Below are 17,808 nucleotides of genomic sequence, written 5' to 3' on the forward strand. Positions count from 1 at the left end.
CCACGGCCGTTCCTCAGCCCTTGCCGGCGGGCTTGCCGTTCCCCTTGCCGCCGCCGGCGTCCTTGTCCTTGCCGCCGCCACCGTTGCCCTTGCCCGGCTTCGGCGCCGGATCCGTGGGCGCCGGTTCGCTGGGCGGTGGATCGGTCGGTGTCGGCACTTCACCACCCGTGCCGCCGAGCAGGGCCAACATCGCGGCGGCGTCGATCCGACCGGTCCGCACGCTGGACAGTGGCACGGCACCATCCTCGAGCGCGCGCCGGACCTGGGCGGCCGAGGCGCCGGTCGCCAACCCGAGCCCGATCACTCCGGCCGCCGCCGGGGTCGCGGAGGACGTCCCGGAGTAGCCGACGACGCCGCCGGTCTGGGTCAGCGCCTGGTTGTTGCCGGGGGCGCTGACGTCGACCCAGGCCCCGTGGTTGGACCACGAGTACAGGGCGTCCGTGCTGGTCGTGCCGGCGACGCCGATCACCTCCGGATACGCCGCCGGGTACCGCGGCGCGTCGGACGAGTAGTTGCCGGCCGCCGCCACGACGACGACCCCGCGCTCGCTGGCGTAGCGCACGCCGTTCAGCATCGTCGCCGAGGCGTTCGGGCCGCTCATGGACAGCGAGATCACGTCCGCGCCGTTGTCGGTCGCCCAGACCATGCCCCTGGCAATGTCGGAGACGTACGCCCCCTCGGAGTCGAACACCTTCACCGGCAGGATCGTGCACTGCCAGCAGTAGCCGGCGATGCCGAGACCGTTGTTCGTCGCGGCCGCCGCGACGCTCGCGGACCGCGTGCCGTGACCGTGGTTGTCGGTCACGTTCGCGGAACCGTCCATCGCGTTGTGTCCTGACAGGACCTTGCCCTGCAGGTCCGCGCTGACGGTGACGCCGGAGTCGAGCACCGCGATGCGCACGTCCGGGGCGCCCGTCGTGACCGACCACGCCGCCGGCGCCTGCACGTGCTTCGGGCCCCACTGGTCGCCCCACGCCGGATCGTTCGGGGTCGCCTCCGGCGTCAGCAGCTGGTCCGCTTCGACACTCGCCACGGCAGGGTTGGTGCGCAACTTCGCCAGAGCCCGCGAAGATGCCTGTTCCGGTAGGTGCAGGACCTCGACACCCAGCCGCTCTATGGCGCCTACCCAAGACGCGCCGACGGTCGCCCGGGCCGCAGCCTTCGCCCCCTCACCGGTTCCCGGTCGGTAGGTGACCAGGAGCCGCTCGGTCGGTTCCGGGCCCGGCGTGTGTGCCGTGGCAGCGCCCGTCGGCAGCAGGGTCGCCACCAGCAGCAGGACGACCAGGAGCGATCGTGTCCGGCGTCGGCCGGCGTTCGTGGACATGGCACACCTCGCGATGGCCGAGCCGCGATCCGTCGCGTCGGCGACGGGTCCCTCGCGGTTCGGGTCCCCACCGGGAGATCGGGCGGCGCTGGCCGCAGGTTGAGCGGCCGAACGGCCGCCGACGGCGTCCGTCGGTCCGCCGATGCCCACCACGTGCCCGGTTCGCCGGGATGTTCGCGCCAGCAACCCGGCAGCCCGGGCGCGCAACGCACGTCGTCGCCGTGATCGAATGTTGTGCATCGCCAACCGGCGCACAATCCGGTCTCCGCTGTCACGCTGCGGAGCTGCTTCGGGGGCCAGGAGTACGGATGCACGCAGGGGTCGCGTCGGGCCGGTGGCGGCAGCCCGACGTCGTCGCGGCCGCCCGGGCCTCGGCGCTGCTCGGGAGCCTCTCGCGCGACGACCTGGCGCTGGTGCTCGGGGTGGCGCAGGCGGCCGACCACGCCCGTGGCTCGCTGGTCCTGCGCGAGTCCGACGACGACGTGGTCGTGGTGCTGCGCGGTGCCGCGAAGGAGCACCGTTCCAACCTCGACGGTGTCGACGTCGTCACGGCGCTGCTCGGCCCGGGCGACACGGCCGGGCTGCCCGCCGCACTGGGCCATCCCGGTGCGGCGCGGGTGACGACCCTGGAGCCGGCGACCCTGCTGGTGCTGCCGGGTCGGGAACTGCGACCCCTCGTCGAGGCGCATCCGGCCGTGGCGGCCGCGTGCCTCCACGCCGTCGGTGCGCAGCTCGGCGAGCTGCGCGACCGTCAGGTCAGCTTCGCCGGCACCTCGACGCGCGAGCGGTTGGTGCACCGGCTGCTGGAGCTCGCCACGCGCTGGGGACAGCAGGTCGACGACGTCGTGATGGTGCGCCTGCACCTGACGCAGGAGGAACTGGCGTCATGGGCCGGCGTGTCGCGGGAGTCGGCGGCGAAGGTCCTGGCCGACCTGCGACGCACCGGCATCGTCCACACCGGTCGCCGTGAGCTGATCGTCCGTGACCTCGCAGCCCTCGAGACACGGCTGACGCCCCGGCGCCACTCGTCGCCCAGCGCCACCGCTCTGCTGCTCGGTCACCTCGATACCACAGCCGAGGAAACCCCCACCTCGGCCTGATCCCACCGCGGCCTGATCACCTCCCGCCGACGCGACGGTGCCGGGGCGACGTCAGCCTCCGGTCCGGAACGACCGCAGCGTCCGGAACAGGATCACGAAGTCGAGCCACAACGACCAGTTCTCGATGTAGTAGTTGTCGAAGCGGACGCGCTGCTCGATGGAGGTGTCCCCGCGCAGGCCATGGATCTGCGCCCAGCCTGTCACGCCCACGGGAACCCGGTGTCGGTCGGTATATCCGGGTATGCCAGAACCGAACTTGTAGACGAAATGAGGACGCTCTGGACGTGGACCGACGAGCGACATGTCTCCACGCAGGACATTGAACAACTGTGGAAGTTCATCCAACGATGACTTGCGGAGAAAGGCGCCAACAGGCGTCAATCTCGGGTCACCGGCAACCGACCACGTGATGGCCGAATCGTCATTGACGTACATGGTGCGGAACTTGAGCATCTCGAACTCGCGGCCGGACTGTCCGATCCGGACCTGGCGGAAGAGGATCGGCCCGGGACTCGAGGCGTGGACGAGAGCCGCCAGCACGGCCATCGGGGCGGCGGCCACCAGCAGCGCCGCTGCCGACAGCAACAGGTCGACAGCCCGTTTCACGACCCGGGCGTGCGGCCGCAACGCGGCCCGCCGGTGCCGCACGAGTGGGATGCCCCAGACGTCGTCGTGCTCCAGCGCGTCCGGCAGTGCGCCCAACTCGAAGAAGCGCGGGACGTGGTAGACGGTCACGTCGTGGGCGTCGCACGCGCGCAGGATCGCGACCATCTGTGAGGCGCGGCGGGCCCCGAATGCCACGACGACGCGCCGGACCGCCAGTTCCCGCAGCGCCCGCGACAGTTCCTCGGGACTCGCGACGACCTGGTTCGCCACGTGGGCGGGCGGGTCACCGTCGACGTAGCCGACCAGGCGCAATCCATACTCCGGATGGTCGCGCAGGACATGACCGAGCTCTTGGCCGACGACTCCGGTCCCGACGACGAGCGTGTTGGAGAGCAGCAGCCCGCGGGTATGCAATCGCCGCAACCCTGCGTAGGTCACGGCCCGGGCGGCGACGACCAGGACCGTCGCCTCGACGAAGACCAGCATCAGCCGCCCGGCCTGCAGGCGGAGCACGGCCCACGGCCCAAACACGACCAGCGTCAGAGCAAGCCGCTTGACGAGCCAACCGCCGTCCTCGCTCACCCGAGGACTGAGCCGCCGGTGACCGGGTTCCCCGACGAACAGCACCAGCCATGCGCAGGTCACGTAGCCGACCGTGACCGTCGAACCCCGGAACGGGAAGAGGGTGACGGCCAACGCCACGGCGTCCGACGTCGGCGTCGAGATGAGCCGGCGCAGGACGGCCTCGCCGAGCAGCCCCCGCTTGCGGCGATCCGGAAGGCTCGGAGCCTCGAAGGCGGCCGCCCGAGCGGACGACTGCGACAGCGGCGTCGCGGCCGCTACGTCGGGAACTGCCCTGGAACCGACACTCGCTTGCTTGCTATTGCGTCGCACTTCCGCACTGCCCGTCACCGACTCCCCCCGACTATTGATCTCAAGAGATCCAACCGATACGGGCTGGTTTTTCATCGAGCACGCGGGCTCTTTGCTGCCGAACCAAAGGCTAGGGGCAGTGGCCAGAACATGAGTGTGGGCACGTGTCCTGTCTTCGCCCTGCCAATGATCGGGGTGCAGTGTCCCTTCAGCTCTTTACGTGCGAAGGGCCGGGACCCTTTTCCCCCAACGTCCGACGGTAAACCGGTCGGAGCCCCATTCGAGAGCTCGGCAGGTGGGCGACGCCCCCTCGCCGGTCCTCGGAGACGGCGCACGGGCACCGGTCCGGAGGGCGACGGCTGCTCGTACGAATCACACCCATGTCGTACCTTGCCCGCCGGAGACTTCCGGTGGCGCAGCCGCGCCCGAGACGAGGCCGCCCGTGACCGAGTACAGCGCACAGAGCATCAGCGTCCTCAAGGGACTGGAGGGCGTGCGCAAGCGTCCCGCCATGTACATCGGCTCGACCGATGTGCGTGGCCTGCACCACCTCGTGTGGGAAGTGGTCGACAACGCCGTCGACGAACACCTCGCCGGCCACGCGAAGAAGATCGCCGTCCGCCTCCTCGCCGACGGTGGCGTCGAGGTGTCCGACGACGGCCGTGGCATCCCGATCGACAAGCACCCCACCGAGAAGGTCCCGGCGGTCGAACTCGCGCTGACCACGTTGCACGCCGGCGGAAAGTTCGACCGGCAGTCCTACGCCGTCTCCGGCGGCCTGCACGGCGTCGGCGTGTCGGTCGTGAACGCGCTGGCCACCCGCACCGAGGTGGAGGTGACCCGCGGCGGGCACCGCCACACCATCGCCTTCGCACGGGGCGCGAAGGTGGAGAACCTCAAGAAGGCCGGCAAGCGCAAGGGCTCCGGGACACTGGTGCGCTTCTGGGCCGACCCCGACATCTTCGAGACCACGACGCTCGACTACGACCGCATCGGCGAACGACTGCGCGAGACCGCCCTGCTCAACCCGGGGCTGGAGATCATGCTCGCCGACGATCGCGACGGGCGCTCGCAGACGCTGAAGTTCAAGCACGGGCTGACGGACTTCGTCAACGAACTGCTGCACGGCAAGGATCCGCTGACCCACCCCATCGAACTCCACGACGAACGCGAGTTCGAAGGCCACCCCGTCGCCCTCGACCTCGCGTTCACGTGGACCGACGGGTTCCACGACGACCGGCTGCGCAGCTACGTCAACATCGTGCGCACCGCCGACGGCGGAACGCACGAGGAGGGCTTCCGGCGGGCACTGACCTCGACACTCAACAAGTTCGGGCGCGACTCGGGGGCGCTGCTCAAGAAGGACCCGAACCTCACCGGCGACGACGTGCGCGAAGGCCTGGTCGCGGTCGTGTCGATCAAGCTGCCCGACCCGCAGTTCGAGGGGCAGACCAAGGGCCGGCTCGGCTCCACGATCGCCCGCGGCTACGTCGAGCAGGTCGTCACCGAGGAACTCGCGGCGTGGCTGGCCAAGCACAAGGCCAAGGGCAAGCAGATCGTCAAGCGCGCCGCCGTCGCGGCCAAGGCCCGGCAGGCCGCCAAGGCCGCGCGCGAGCTCACCCGTCGCAAGGGACTCCTCGACACCCAGTCGGCGGGTCTGCCCGGCAAGCTCGCCGACTGCACGTCACGTGACCCCTCGGAGACGGAGCTGTACATCGTCGAGGGCGACTCGGCGGGCGGCTCGTCGAAGTCGGCACGCGACCGCCACACCCAGGCGATCCTGCCGCTGCGCGGCAAGGTCCTGAACGTGGAGAAGGCACAGCTCGGCCGGGTCCTGGAGAACGCGGAGATCCAGGCCCTCGTGAAGGCGATCGGCACCGGTGTCGGCGACGCCTATGACCACGACCGGCTGCGCTACGACAAGATCGTGCTGATGGCCGACGCCGACGTCGACGGCGGGCACATCACCACGCTGCTGCTGACCTTCTTCTACCGGCTGACCCCGAAGCTGATCGAGAAGGGCCACCTCTACCTCGCACAGCCGCCGCTGTACCAGCTGCGCAAGGGAACCAAGGTGGCCTACGCGATGAGCGACAAGGAACGCGACACGCTGCTCCGCACGGAGTTCAAGCGCAACACCAACGTGGAGATCCAGCGGTTCAAGGGTCTGGGTGAGATGGACGCCGACCAGCTGTGGGCCACCACCATGGACCCACGCCGGCGCACGCTGCTGCGCGTCAACATCGAGGACGCCGCGCGGGCGGACGAGCTGTTCGTCCTGCTGATGGGCAACCAGACCGACCCGCGCCGCGACTGGATCGTCACCAACGCCAAGTTCGTCGAGAACGTCGACGTGTAGACCCGCTCGCTTCGCTCGCTGACTGTGGGGGGCTCCGCCCCCACACACCCGCGACACCCCATCTTCGGAGCAATCCCCGATGCCGCAGGACAGCACCCTCTCGGCCGGCCAGGTCCTCGACGTGAGCCTCGAGTCGAGGATGGAACAGGCCTTCCTCGACTACTCGATGTCGGTCATCGTCGGGCGCGCCCTGCCCGACGTCCGTGACGGGCTGAAGCCGGTCCAGCGCCGCATCCTGTACTCGATGTACGAGTCCGGGCTGCACCCCGACCGGCCCTACCGCAAGTGCGCGTCGGCGGTCGGTGAGGTCATGAAGACCTACCACCCACACGGCGACTCCTCGATCTACGACGCGCTGGTGCGCATGGCGCAGGACTTCGCCACGCGCGAGCCGCTGATCGACGGGCACGGCAACTTCGGCTCCGTCGACGGCGACCCGCCGGCGGCCATGCGCTACACCGAGGCGCGGCTGTCGCCGCTGGCGATGGAACTGCTCGCCGGCATCGACGAGGAGACCGTCGACTTCGTCGACAACTACGACGGCTACGACACCGAGCCGCTGGTCCTGCCCGCCCGGTTCCCGAACCTGCTCGTCAACGGCGCGTCCGGCATCGCCGTCGGCATGGCGACCAACATCCCGCCGCACAACCTCGGCGAGGTGATCGACGCCTGCCTGACCCTGCTCGACCGGCCCGACGCCGACCTCGACCGGCTCATCCGCCACGTCCCGGCCCCGGACTTCCCCACCGGCGCGCGCATCGTCGAGGGCAACGGCATCCGCGAAGCCTACGAGGCGGGCCGCGGCGCCATCACGGTCGAGGCGGTCGCCACGACCGAGACCCGCAGCGGCAACCTGCCGCGCATCGTGATCACGGAGATCCCCTACCAGGTCAACAAGGCCGCGCTGCTGCAGCGGATCGCCGACCTGGTCAGCAGCCGCAAGCTCGACGCGATCCGCGACCTGAGGGACGAGTCGTCACGTGACGGCATGCGGATCGTGATCGAACTCAAGCGGGGCGAGGACCCGGCCAAGGTCCTGGAGAAGCTGTACCGGGCCACCGACCTGCGCACGAACTTCAACGTCAACCTCGTCGCGCTGGTCGACGGTGCCCCGCGCACCCTGGGGCTGGTCGACTGCCTGCGGCACTACCTCGCCCACCAGCGGCAGGTCCTGACCCGGCGGACCGAGCACCGGCTGCGTAAGGCTCGTGACCGGGCCCACGTCGTCGAGGGGCTGTTGCTCGCGCTCGACCACCTCGACGAGGTGATCGCCCTGATCCGCGGCAGCGAGTCGGCCGCACACGCCCGCACCGGCCTGATCGAGCGGTTCGCGATGAGCGAGGTGCAGGCGCAGGCCGTACTGGACATGCAGTTGCGGCGGTTGGCGGCGCTCGAGCGGGCGGCCCTGGAGGACGAGTACCAGGACCTGCAGGAACGCATCGCCCGGCTGGAGGAGATCCTGGGCGACCCGAGCGTGCTGGACCGGCTGCTCGGCGACGAACTGCGCGAGATCAAGCGCCTGCACGCGACGCCGCGCCGGTCGCGGATCGTCGGTGCCGGCATCAGCGCCGAGGACGTCCTGGCCGGCGGCTCCCAGGCCGGCTTCGAGGCGCAGGAGGTGACCGTGATGGTCACCCGCGGCGGCTACCTCAAGCCGCTGGCACGCCGCCGGGCGACGCCGGCGCACAAGCACGCCCACGATCCGCTGGTCGCGGTCCTGCGCTGCACCACGGACGACACCCTGCTGCTGATCGACGAGGCCGGCACCGGGCACCGGGTCGGCGTCGGTGACGTCCCGGTCGTGAAGGCGAGCCAGCGCGGGACGCACGTCGGTGGGCTGCTCGGCGGCGGGCCCGACGCGAAGCTCGCCGGGGCGGTCGTGCTGTCGGACGACCCGGCGGCCACGGTCGTGACGGCCTCGGCGGCCGGGCAGGTCAAGCGCACCGCGATGAGCGAGTTCGCCGAGGCACGGCAGCGCTCCCTGCAGGCGGCCGGTGTCCGAGCCGACGACCGGGTCGCGGCCGTGGCGGTGTGCCGGGACGGCGACCACCTGCTGCTCGCGAACTCCGGCGGCCACGTCATCCGCTTCGCCGCCGACGACGTGCGCGCCATGGGACGCAGCGCCGCCGGTGTCGCCGGTATGAACGTGCCGAAGGGCGCGGCCGTCGTGGCCCTCAGCGTGGTGCCGGGCGGCACCGACGACGCCGAGGTGGTGACGATCGGCGGCGACGGCACGGCCAAGCGCACGCCGCTGGGCGAGTACCCGGCCAAGGGGCGGGGCGGGAAGGGCCTGATGACCGGCAGTGCGGACCTGCTGTGGTGCGGGCTCGCCGCCGACCTGCACGTGCACGGCGAGGAACCCGCGGTGCTGCGGGCGCTCGACCTGGTCGAGGCGCGACGGGCCGGGCGTGGCAGCCCGATCGGCCACGCCGTGGCCGGACCCGTGGTCGCCGAGCACGCCGCCGCTGCCCCGCCGGACTGAAACGCCGCCGGGCGGCTTCGGCGTCCATCTCGAACGGGCCGGCGCGCCGACGGTCGCTGTCGCCGATCGCCCGAAGTTCCCGACTCGGACCTTCCGGGCGCTCCCCGTACGGACGACCACGCAAATACCCGGGACAGGAGTCCCGGGTCCGTAGTCTCTCGACGGCGATCAGCCGAGGCTCGCTTCCGCCCCTCCAGGAGCCCACACGTGCAGTCCGACCTGCAGCAGTTCACCACCGAGATCCCGATCCAGACCGACCGCCTCGGCGGCGAGGTCCGCTGGTACAACGAGGAGAAGGGCTACGGCTTCATCGCCCCGGACGACGGCGGCGACGACGTCTTCGTCCGTTACTCGTCCATCTCCGGCGACGGGTTCCGGTGCCTGCAGGCGGGTCAGCGCGTGACGTTCGAACGCAGCGACGACGGTCGCGGACCACGCGCCCTCGACGTCCACACGACCTGACCGACGCCTCGGAGAGCGACGGGCCACAGCGGCCCCGGTCGCCGTCCACGACGACCGGCCGTCAGCCGTCGCGGGCCGATCGCTGCGCCTCCGTCGCCGCCGGGGTGGTCCCCTCCTCATCCAGCGGCAAGCTGCCGTCGCTGCGATGCGCCTCGGCATGGATGGTGAGCAGTTGCTCGTCCACGGTCGGTGCCGACGGGTCGAGGACGTCCAGTCCAGCAAGGTGCCGGGTCACCGGCCCGTCGCCGCGATCGAACGCCCGCGCCCGTGCCAGGGTGTCGGCCACCTCGAGGTCCATGCGGGCGTGCTGGGCGAGGTGCTCCTCCCAGTCGTGCACGACGAAGAACTCGGTGATGCGGGTGGGCCGGTCCGCGTCGCGGTACAGCGACCACCGGTGTGCCCCCGTGCGGAAGCGCTGCCGGCGCAGTTCGCGCATGACGTCGAAGAACGCCTCCGCGTCGTCGCGGTCGATCTCCCAGGTGTTGGCCACCAGCACCGGTGAGCCCGCGACGTGCTGGGCGTGGCGGGGCACGTGCCAGTCGTCGGGGGCCGACGGCTCGTCGAACTCGCCCAGGACCGGCAGTCCGAGCCGGAACGCGGCGGCGCCCAACGCAACGGTGCCGAGGTTGAACACGGCGACCGCGGTGCCGGCGCCGACACCCTCGGCCAGGGCACCGGCGGCGAACGCGCCGACCGGCTGCAGTCCGATCGCCAGCACGTAGAGCGAGACCACCCGGCTGCGCACCCAGCGTGGTGCCAGCAACTGCACCGTGGCGTTCATGGTGACCAGGGTGAACACCCAGCACAGGCCGTTGACCGCCAGCGCCGCGGCGGCCACCACCGGGTGTGGGGCGAACCCGAAGACGACCCCTGACAGCCCGAACACCAGCACCGCGCCGGGCAGCATGCGCCGCCCGAAGCGCACGCGGGCCCGTTCGCGGGTCAGCACGCCGACCAGGGCGCCGACCCCGAACAGGCCGTAGAGCACGCCGAAGCCGGTCCCGCCGAGCCCGAGCTCCCGGGAGACCACCGGCAGCAGCGACTGGATGCTGGCGGTGGTGAGCGCGAAGAGTGCCGTGACGCCCAACAGCACGCGGATCGGGCGGGTGAACCGGGCGTAGCGCACCCCCATGGCGGTGGAGCGCCACAGCGTCTGACGACGCGTGTCCTCGACCTTGGCCTTCGGGAACGTCAGCAGCACGCCGACGATCGCGAGGTACGACGCCGCGTTGGCCCCGAACGCCGTGCTCGCCAGGCCGGCACCCACGATCACGCCGCCGATGGCCGGCCCGATCGCGCGGGCCACGTTGAAGGCGCCCGAGTTCAGCGTGATCGCCTGCGCCATCATGCGGCGCGGTACCAGGTCGGGGATCAGGGTCTGGAAGGCCGGAAGGCCGATCGCGTTGCCGACGCCCAGCACGAACGACAGACCCAGCAGCCAGTAGGGCGTGAGCGTGCCCGTGGCCGTCAGCACCGCCATGACCGCGACGGAGATGGCGCTGGTGAACTGGCCGATCAGCATCAGGGTGCGGCGGTCGACCACGTCGGCGAGCGCGCCGGCGGGAAGGGTCAGCAGCAACCTCGGCAGGGTCAGCGAGGTGGTGACCAGCGCCACGAGCAGCGGCGAGTCGGTCATCTCCTGCATGACCCACGGACCGGCGGTCAACTGCAGGAAGGTGCCGAGGTGGCTGACCAGCGCGGCCGCCCAGATGCGGCGGTACTCGGGCACCTGCAGGGGTGCGAACGTCGGCACCGGCGCCTGAGGCGCCGGTGGCCGGGGAGTCAGTTTGGCGGGGTCGGTGGTCACGTCACGCAGTCAAGCCGATGCGGCCGGCGGCGTGCACCACGCCCCGGCCGCGTCACGGTCGGCGGTCAGCGGTTGCGAAGGGCCTCGATCAGTTCGGACTTGTTCATGTCCGAGCGGCCCTCGACGTCGAGCTCGGCGGCCCGCTCGCGCAGGTCGTCGACGCTCCAGTCGTCGTAGGAGGGGTTCTCGCCGCCCTTCTTCGACGAGTCGTTGCCGCTGTTCGCGATCCGGGCGGCGGCCTCCTTGCCGTACCCCTCGTCGCGCAGGGCCTCGTACTGCTCGTCGTTCTTGACGGACGGTCCGTGGTCCTTGGCCATGTCGTGCTCCTTCGTCGATCCTCAGACGCGCGCACGCAGCCGGGGGTCGTCGGCCGGCACGTGCAGCAGGTCCTGACCGGGGGCCGGACCGGTGACGTCGAGCTCGCCGCGCAGCGACGACTCGCCCCGGTCCCAGGCGCCCAGCATGTGTTCGGTCAGCTTGGCCTCCAACTTGCACAGCGCCAAGGCCCCGAAGACCACCTCGTCCAGACGCTTCGGGTCCTGCTCGACCAACCCGCCGGCCAGGTCCGTGGCGGCCACCGTCTGGTGGTGGGCATCGGCGACGACGTGGGTGTCGAAGAACAGGCACGTCCACGGGTCGAAGCGCAGCCGGCGCAGGGCCGTGGCGAACCGGGCCATGGTGGTCACCGAGGACATCTCGAAGACGGCGAGGTGCCCGACGACGGCGCCGAGCCAGCGGCGGTGCAGCCCGAACATGGACACGAGGTTGACCGTCGCCAGCGTGACCCCGGGCAGCAGGTCGAGGTAGTGGTTGGGCCGCGAGGACAGCCCGAGGCGCTCCATGGTCAGGGCATACAGCTCGGCGTGGACGTCCTGGTCGACGCCGTCGCCGTACTCGTCGGCCTGGATCTCGACCAGCGCCGCCTTCGGCTTGCCGCCCAGCCGCGGGATGGCCCAGCTGTGCGGGTCGGCCTCCTTGAGCTGCCAGGCCGTGCGGTGGACCGCCTGCTCGCGGAACTGGTGCAGGTCGCCGTCGGACGCGATGAACTTGGAGATCGAGCGCCCGTCGCTGTCGTCGGTGGTCAGGTCCTGCAGGAACTCGGTGACGTCGTCCACGTCGGGCAGGTCGCCGACCAGGTCGATCAGGGCGGCCTCGAAGCGATCCTCGAGCTGGCCGCGCAGTCGGATCAGGTCGGGGTGCCACTCCCAGCGCTCGTCCACGCCCTCGACCCCGCGGTACGCGAGCTCGTAGACGAGGTACAGCGCGAGATGGGTGTCGTCGCCCGTGAGGGGGTCGTCCTCGGCCGTCGGCCAGACGGGGAGGTCGTGCGGCGTGCGGGTGAGGTGCTCCACGAGGAAGCTGCTGACGGGCCCGCGCGGTGTCGGCAACGGGCACGGCAGGTGCCGGCCCGGCGTCTGCACCGGGCGGGGCACTCCTTCTCCGACGGGCGATGCCGACGGCTGCGGCGTGGTGGCGATGGCGTCCACAGGTGTTCGTCCTCCAGCGGGGCGCCCCACGGGTCCAGGAAAGCGAGCGGGGCTGGTCACGTGACCGTCACCGGACGGTACGAAGCTGCCGCTCGCGTGCCGGGCGTCCCACGCCGACCGGCCGACCATGACCGCGGCGCGAGTTCGGCCGTACGGGCGACCGACCCTGTCCGATGGCTGAAGGACTCGCCCGGACGTCGGTGGCACACCACGAGATGGCATGGCACGCAGCCGGTCACCCGAGCCGGGGCAGCTCCTGCGCCAACTCCTCCACGGGTGCGAACAGGTCACCGTGCCGTTCGACCCGCTCGAGCACGTCGTCCATCTCGAACCTCAGGTCGTCGGCGTCGCCGCCCTCGGCGGCGTCCGCGACCTCGTCCCAGGTGAGCGGGGTGGACACCGTCGGGCGCTCGCGGGCGCGCGGCGAGTAGACGCACACCGTCGTCTTGGTCAGCGTGTTCTGGTACCAGTCGATCAGGACCCTGCCGACCCGCTCGGTCTTCGTCTGGGTCGACACGACCAGCTCGGGGTGCACGCGCTCGAGCAGCTGGGCGACGTCGCGGGAGAAGTCGCTGGTGTCGTCGTAGGTGGTCCCGTCCTGGTTGACCGGCACGTACAGCTGCAGGCCCTTGCCGCCGGAGGTCTTTGGGACCGCGGTCAGCGACAACCGGTCGAACACCTCACGCAACCGCATGGCGACCTGCGCGCACGTGATCACGTCGGCGGGGGCGCCGGGATCCAGGTCGAACACCACCGCCCGGGGATTGTCGGGGCGAGGTGCCTTGCCCATCGTGACGTGCAGTTCGATGGCGCCGAGGTTGCCCGCCCACACGAGCGCGGCCGTGTCGGTGAGGTTGCAGTGCTCCACGAGGTCCTCTCGCTCCCCGGGGCGCGGCTTGCGGCGCTCCTCCTCGGGGATCGGTCGGCCCCAGCGGCCCGTCCCCCGCTTGGGCAGCGTGGTGGTGGTCAGCCAGTCCGGCTTGTGGGGTGGGCAGCGCTTCTCGAAGAAGCTGCCGCCCTCGACGCCTTCCGGATAGCGCTTGAGGGTCACGGGCCGGCCGGCGAGGTGCGGCAGCATCACGGGCGCGACGGCGACGAGGTAGTTGAGGAACGCCGCCTTGGTCGTGCCGGTGTGCGGCCAGTAGACCTTGTCGAGGTTGGACACCGACAGCTGGCGGACCACCGGCTCGCCGTCGGCAGCGACACCGGGGACCTGGACGGTCTGCCGCTTGGACTCGGTCTTGGCCATCACGCGGTGTCGCGCTGGCCGCCACCCTTGCCCTCGGACTTGGCGGCGGACAGCGAGGCCTCGAGGGCCGCCATGAGGTCGACGACGTCGCCCGCCTCGCGCTCCTGCTCCGGCACGGTCGCGAGGTCCTCGCCCTCGGCCTTGCGCTCGATGAGCTCCAGGACGCGCTGACGGTGCTCGTCGTGGTAGCGCGACGGGTCCCACTCCGTGGTCATCGACTCGATCAGGCTGGAGGCCATCGTGAGCTCACGGTCGGCGACCTCGACGTCCTCGGGCAGCCCGTCGAGCTGCTCGGGCTTGATGACCTCGTCGTCGTAGAGCAGCGTGGAAACGGCCAGCGCGTTGCCGACCGGGCGCAGGACCGCGAGGTACTGGCGGCTGCGCAGCGTGAAGCGGGCCACGCCGGCCTTGCCGGTCTCCTCCATCGCCCGGCGCAACAACTCGTACGACTTGCTGCCCATGTCCCCCGGTAGCAGGTAATAGGAGGACTCGTACTGCAACGGCTCGATCTCGGCCAGGTCGACGAAGTCCTCGATGTCGATGGCACGCGAGCGCTGCGGGTCGAGCGCCCGCAGCTCCTCGGGATCGAGCACGACGTACCGGTCGGGGCCGATCTCGTAGCCCTTGACGATCTCGTCCTGGGTGACCTCCTCGCCGTCGGCGGCCGCGACCTTGCGGTGCCGGATGCGGGAGTTGTCGCCGCGACGGATCTCGCGGAAGCTCACCTTCTTCGACTGGGTGGCCGTGACGAGCTTCACGGGGATGTTGACCAGCCCGAAGCTGATCGCGCCGTTCCAGATCGCGCGTGGCATCGCGATGCCTCCTGGTGCCGCTTCCCGACGACTGACGGTGCCCTCGTGCCGGACTCGTGCGGGAAGACGACGTCGCCGGTCGCGACGTCGCGCCCCGCGGGCGGTGCGCGCACGTGCCGCACCGTACCGCCAAGACGCGGACGCGGTCAGGCCTCGCGGACGACGTCCGTCGGGGACTTGTCGTTGCGCCTGCCGAGGTAGACCGGGTGCCGCAGCCGGCCGTCGGGCGTCCACTCGCTGAAGCGCACGTCGACGACCAGATCGGGATCGGCGAAGCGGGCGTCGCGGTGCTCGACCGGGTCGACGAAAGGACTGTCCGGCCGTGGCCGCAGGGTGGCCTCCAGCGCCGCGATCTCGCGTTCGCTCAGCCCCGAGCCGACGCCCCCGGCGTAGCGCAGGCCGGTGTCGTCGTAGACGCCGACGAGCAGGGAGCCGATGCGCCCGGAGCGGTGCCCCTTGCCGGGGCGCCAGCCACCGACCACCACCTCCTGGCGCCGCTCGAGCCGCAGCTTGATCCAGGCGTTCGAGCGCACACCGGGGCGGTAGGGCGCGTCCTGGCGCTTGGCGACGACGCCCTCGAGGCCGCGCTGCTCGGCGATCGCCGTCGCCGCGGCGAGGTCGTCGGTGTCGGGCGGGATCGACCACGGTCCCGTGCCGGCCACCTCCAACGCCTGCAGGGCCGCCCGACGGCGCGCCTGCGGCCACGACATCCGGTCGTCGCCGTCCAGCGAGAGCAGGTCGAACAGCAGCAGCGCGACCGGGCGGGTCGCGGCGGCCTTGGCGGCCCGTGCCGGGTCGGCGAGGTGCATCCGTGGCTGCAGGGCGGAGAACGAGGGGCGACCGTGGTCGTCGAACGCGACGATCTCGCCGTCGAGGACGGCGGGCCGCCCGATCGCCTGGGCCAGCGGCGCGAGCTCCGGATACCGCGCGGTGATGTCGACCCCGTTGCGGCTGCGCAGGCGCAGTTGCCCCTCGGGCGTCACCGCGACCAGGGCACGCACCCCGTCCCACTTGAACTCGAAGCGATGACCGTGGCCGACGTCGGCGGCGCGTCCCGGGACCGCCAGCATGGGCTTCAGCGTCGCGAACTCCATCGATCTCCCGTGCGTGGTCGGGGGCGGTCCGGGATGGCCGGTAGCGTGCCGCGGCCGGACGTACCAGGGGTGGTTGGTGGTGAACGAGCGTCTGCTGCTTCGACCGGTCCGCGACGACGACGGCCCGCAACTGGTCGCGCTCATCGGTGCCGCCTACGACGAGTACCCGGGTTGTGTACTCGACCTGCCCGACCTGGACGACGACCTGCCCACGCCGGCGACCACCGCCGCCCGGCGTGGCGGCCGCTGGTGGGTCCTGGAGGACGACGGTGCGGTGGTCGCCAGTGTCGGCACCGGCGCATTGGACGACGACTGCCGGGTCGAGCTCAAACGCCTCTACGTGGCCGACTCGCACCGGCGGCGAGGCCTGGCGAGCCTGCTGGTCGAGCGGGTCCGGGCCCACGCGGCCGGCGTCGGTGCCACCCACGTCGTGCTGTGGTCGGACACCCGGTTCGTCGACGCGCACCGCCTCTACGAACGCCACGGGTTCGTCGACACCGGTCGGCGGCGCGACCTGCACGACCCGTCGGACACCACCGAGATCCAGTTCGAGCAGCCGGTCGACGCGCCGGCCGAGGCACGCCGCGCCTGGTCGTGGGACGGCCCGTTCGGGGTCGAGCACGTGCGCTGGGTCGATCTGCCCGACGGCGCCGTGTTCTTCGGCGAAATCACCGACACGGGTGAGGAGCGGCTCGGCGGCCCCCTCGTCTACAGCGTCGAGGTGGACGCGGACTGGCGGACGCGCCGCGTCCTGGTCGCCGGGCCGACCGGGGTGCGGGTGCTCAGCAGCGACGGGGCCGGCCGCTGGTGGCGGGACGGCCGGCCGGCCGAGGAACTCGAGGGCTGCCTCGACGTCGACATCGAGGCCACGCCGCTGACCAACACCCTGCCGATCCGGCGGGCCGGCGCCGGGCCGGTCACCGCGGCCTGGGTGCGCGTCCCGGACCCGGCCGTGGAGCCGCTGCACCAGGCCTACGAGGCCGACGGCGACGGCCGGTGGACCTACCGGTCGGCCGGCGGGTTCGTCGGTGGGCTGACCGTCGACGACCAAGGGCTCGTGATCGACTACCTCCAGCAGCACGACGACGGCTCGACGACGCCCATCTGGACCCGCGTCGCGCGGGATCACAGGTAGCGCGCGGTCACCTGGCCGACGAACGCCTCGAGCACGTCGAGTTCGGTGAGTTGCTCGACCACCAGTGCGTCGTCGACGTCCGCATAGCGGTCCACGAGCACGTTGCGGAAGCCGACCGCCCGAGCCATGCCCTCGCCGGTCGCCCGTTCGAGGACGTCGTGCTGGAGCAGCCGGCGCATGGCGTCGGTATTGGTGGCCGGAGTCTGGAATCCCTCGGCCGCACACACGTGCTGCGCGACGTCGATCGCCGCCTCGATCGCCGTGACGAAGCGGTACTTGACGTGATCGAGCACGACCTCGTCGGCAACCAGTCCCGGAGCGCCCGAGGCATCGCGAAGGCGCCCGACGTCGTCGGTCACCCGGCGGAGCAGTCGTGCCAGGCGCTCGACGTCAACCACGGTGCGTGTCCGCGAAATCCCGGCGGGCCCGCTCGATGCGGTAACGCTCGTCCGCGAAGATCTTGCGCATGGTCGCCTGCCACGCGACGCGGGCGGGCCGATCGGCGTCGAGGATCACCTCCCCGTGCATCGCGACGCGGCCGGCCAGTTCCAGCGGTGCGTTGTCGAGCACCAACAGGTCCACGTGCTCGGGGAGACGGCTGCGTAGCTCCAATTCGTCGACGTCGGCGCCCAACCAGGCGGCCACGTCCAGATCCGAGCCCGCGCGGCTGGTCCCCGCCGCCCGGCTGCCGTGCAGGAACGCGAAGGGAACACCGGCGTCACGCAACAGCGTGACGACGTCCACATCCGAGCCATGCGAGATCATGCTGCGCATCGTGCCACGTCGCCACCCGTCCGGCGTGTCGGGCGGTCGACACGGCAGCCGGCGGGTCGCGACGAAGTCGCGGCCCGCGAGCAACGCCCGCCGGCATCGAATCCGCGCACCGAGCGGCCCGCAGCGCGTCCGAGGCCCCACGGTGCCTCACGTGTCACGGGGCGGTCATAGGCTGGGCGTCGTTCGAAGCGTCTCCGCGGAGGCGCGACGTCGCGGGCGCGTCTCGGCGGAGGCGCGCCACCGA

At 71.4% G+C, this 17,808-nt stretch carries 15 protein-coding genes; 5 read left to right on the plus strand and 10 right to left on the minus strand.

The features are described 5' to 3' along the window. Positions 1-13 precede the first annotated feature (13 nt). Entirely contained in the window at positions 14-1,324 is a 1,311-nt protein-coding gene (locus ACERM0_RS19930) for a S8 family serine peptidase (RefSeq protein ID WP_373680386.1), read from the minus strand. 308 nt (positions 1,325-1,632) lie between these two features. On the opposite strand from ACERM0_RS19930, the gene ACERM0_RS19935 reads away from it, so the two are divergent. Beyond that, complete coding sequence (locus ACERM0_RS19935) at positions 1,633-2,424, plus strand: Crp/Fnr family transcriptional regulator (RefSeq protein WP_373680387.1); 792 nt, start codon at positions 1,633-1,635, stop codon at positions 2,422-2,424. Positions 2,425-2,475: 51 nt separating this feature from the next. On the opposite strand, the gene ACERM0_RS19940 is transcribed toward ACERM0_RS19935, so the two are convergent. Further along, positions 2,476-3,999, minus strand: a complete 1,524-nt coding sequence (locus ACERM0_RS19940) for a sugar transferase (protein WP_373680388.1) — start codon at positions 3,997-3,999, stop codon at positions 2,476-2,478. A gap of 346 nt (positions 4,000-4,345) precedes the next feature. On the opposite strand from ACERM0_RS19940, the gene ACERM0_RS19945 reads away from it, so the two are divergent. From ACERM0_RS19945 to ACERM0_RS19955, 3 genes are all read left to right on the plus strand, one after another. After that, the gene (locus tag ACERM0_RS19945; RefSeq protein ID WP_373680389.1) at positions 4,346-6,262 is read left to right on the plus strand and encodes a type IIA DNA topoisomerase subunit B; all 1,917 of its coding nucleotides are present in this window, start codon (positions 4,346-4,348) and stop codon (positions 6,260-6,262) included. A gap of 79 nt (positions 6,263-6,341) precedes the next feature. After that, complete coding sequence (locus ACERM0_RS19950) at positions 6,342-8,744, plus strand: DNA topoisomerase (ATP-hydrolyzing) subunit A (protein WP_373680390.1); 2,403 nt, start codon at positions 6,342-6,344, stop codon at positions 8,742-8,744. A 246-nt stretch (positions 8,745-8,990) separates the two neighbouring features. Beyond that, positions 8,991-9,206, plus strand: coding sequence for a cold-shock protein (locus tag ACERM0_RS19955; RefSeq protein ID WP_373680425.1), 216 nt, complete (start codon positions 8,991-8,993; stop codon positions 9,204-9,206). A 61-nt stretch (positions 9,207-9,267) separates the two neighbouring features. Here ACERM0_RS19955 and ACERM0_RS19960 read toward each other — a convergent pair whose 3' ends face one another. From ACERM0_RS19960 to ligD, 6 genes are all read right to left on the minus strand, one after another. Beyond that, a complete protein-coding gene (locus ACERM0_RS19960; RefSeq protein WP_373680391.1) occupies positions 9,268-11,013 on the minus strand; it encodes an MFS transporter in 1,746 nt (581 codons plus the stop codon). Positions 11,014-11,078: 65 nt separating this feature from the next. Then, positions 11,079-11,330: a Rho termination factor N-terminal domain-containing protein gene (locus ACERM0_RS19965; RefSeq protein ID WP_373680392.1), complete on the minus strand. Its 252-nt coding sequence runs from the start codon at positions 11,328-11,330 to the stop codon at positions 11,079-11,081. A gap of 21 nt (positions 11,331-11,351) precedes the next feature. Further along, on the minus strand, positions 11,352-12,434 hold the full coding sequence (locus ACERM0_RS19970; protein WP_373680393.1) for an iron-containing redox enzyme family protein: 1,083 nt from the start codon (positions 12,432-12,434) through the stop codon (positions 11,352-11,354). Between the two features lie 301 nt (positions 12,435-12,735). Further along, positions 12,736-13,749 (minus strand): DNA polymerase domain-containing protein, encoded by a 1,014-nt coding sequence (locus tag ACERM0_RS19975; protein WP_373680394.1) that lies wholly within the window; start codon positions 13,747-13,749, stop codon positions 12,736-12,738. Continuing rightward, a complete protein-coding gene (locus ACERM0_RS19980; RefSeq protein ID WP_373680395.1) occupies positions 13,749-14,561 on the minus strand; it encodes a Ku protein in 813 nt (270 codons plus the stop codon). The genes ACERM0_RS19975 and ACERM0_RS19980 overlap by 1 nt, the downstream gene beginning before the upstream one ends. A gap of 146 nt (positions 14,562-14,707) precedes the next feature. Beyond that, positions 14,708-15,655 (minus strand): non-homologous end-joining DNA ligase, encoded by a 948-nt coding sequence (gene ligD / locus ACERM0_RS19985; protein WP_373680396.1) that lies wholly within the window; start codon positions 15,653-15,655, stop codon positions 14,708-14,710. 79 nt (positions 15,656-15,734) lie between these two features. Between ligD and ACERM0_RS19990 the strand changes: the two genes are divergently transcribed. Further along, positions 15,735-16,790 carry a putative glycolipid-binding domain-containing protein gene (locus ACERM0_RS19990; RefSeq protein WP_373680397.1) on the plus strand — a complete coding sequence of 352 codons (1,056 nt, stop codon included), beginning with the start codon at positions 15,735-15,737 and terminating at the stop codon, positions 16,788-16,790. Here the strand turns inward: ACERM0_RS19990 and ACERM0_RS19995 are convergent. Further along, the gene (locus ACERM0_RS19995; RefSeq protein WP_373680398.1) at positions 16,781-17,188 is read right to left on the minus strand and encodes a DUF86 domain-containing protein; all 408 of its coding nucleotides are present in this window, start codon (positions 17,186-17,188) and stop codon (positions 16,781-16,783) included. The two genes, ACERM0_RS19990 and ACERM0_RS19995, sit on opposite strands and share 10 nt — an antisense overlap. Further along, positions 17,181-17,564: a nucleotidyltransferase domain-containing protein gene (locus tag ACERM0_RS20000; RefSeq protein WP_373680399.1), complete on the minus strand. Its 384-nt coding sequence runs from the start codon at positions 17,562-17,564 to the stop codon at positions 17,181-17,183. Before ACERM0_RS20000 ends, ACERM0_RS19995 begins: the two co-directional genes overlap by 8 nt. Between the last annotated feature and the right edge of the window lie 244 nt (positions 17,565-17,808).

It is taken from the genome of Egicoccus sp. AB-alg2, assembly GCF_041821065.1.
Classification (GTDB): Bacteria; Actinomycetota; Nitriliruptoria; order Nitriliruptorales; family Nitriliruptoraceae; genus Egicoccus.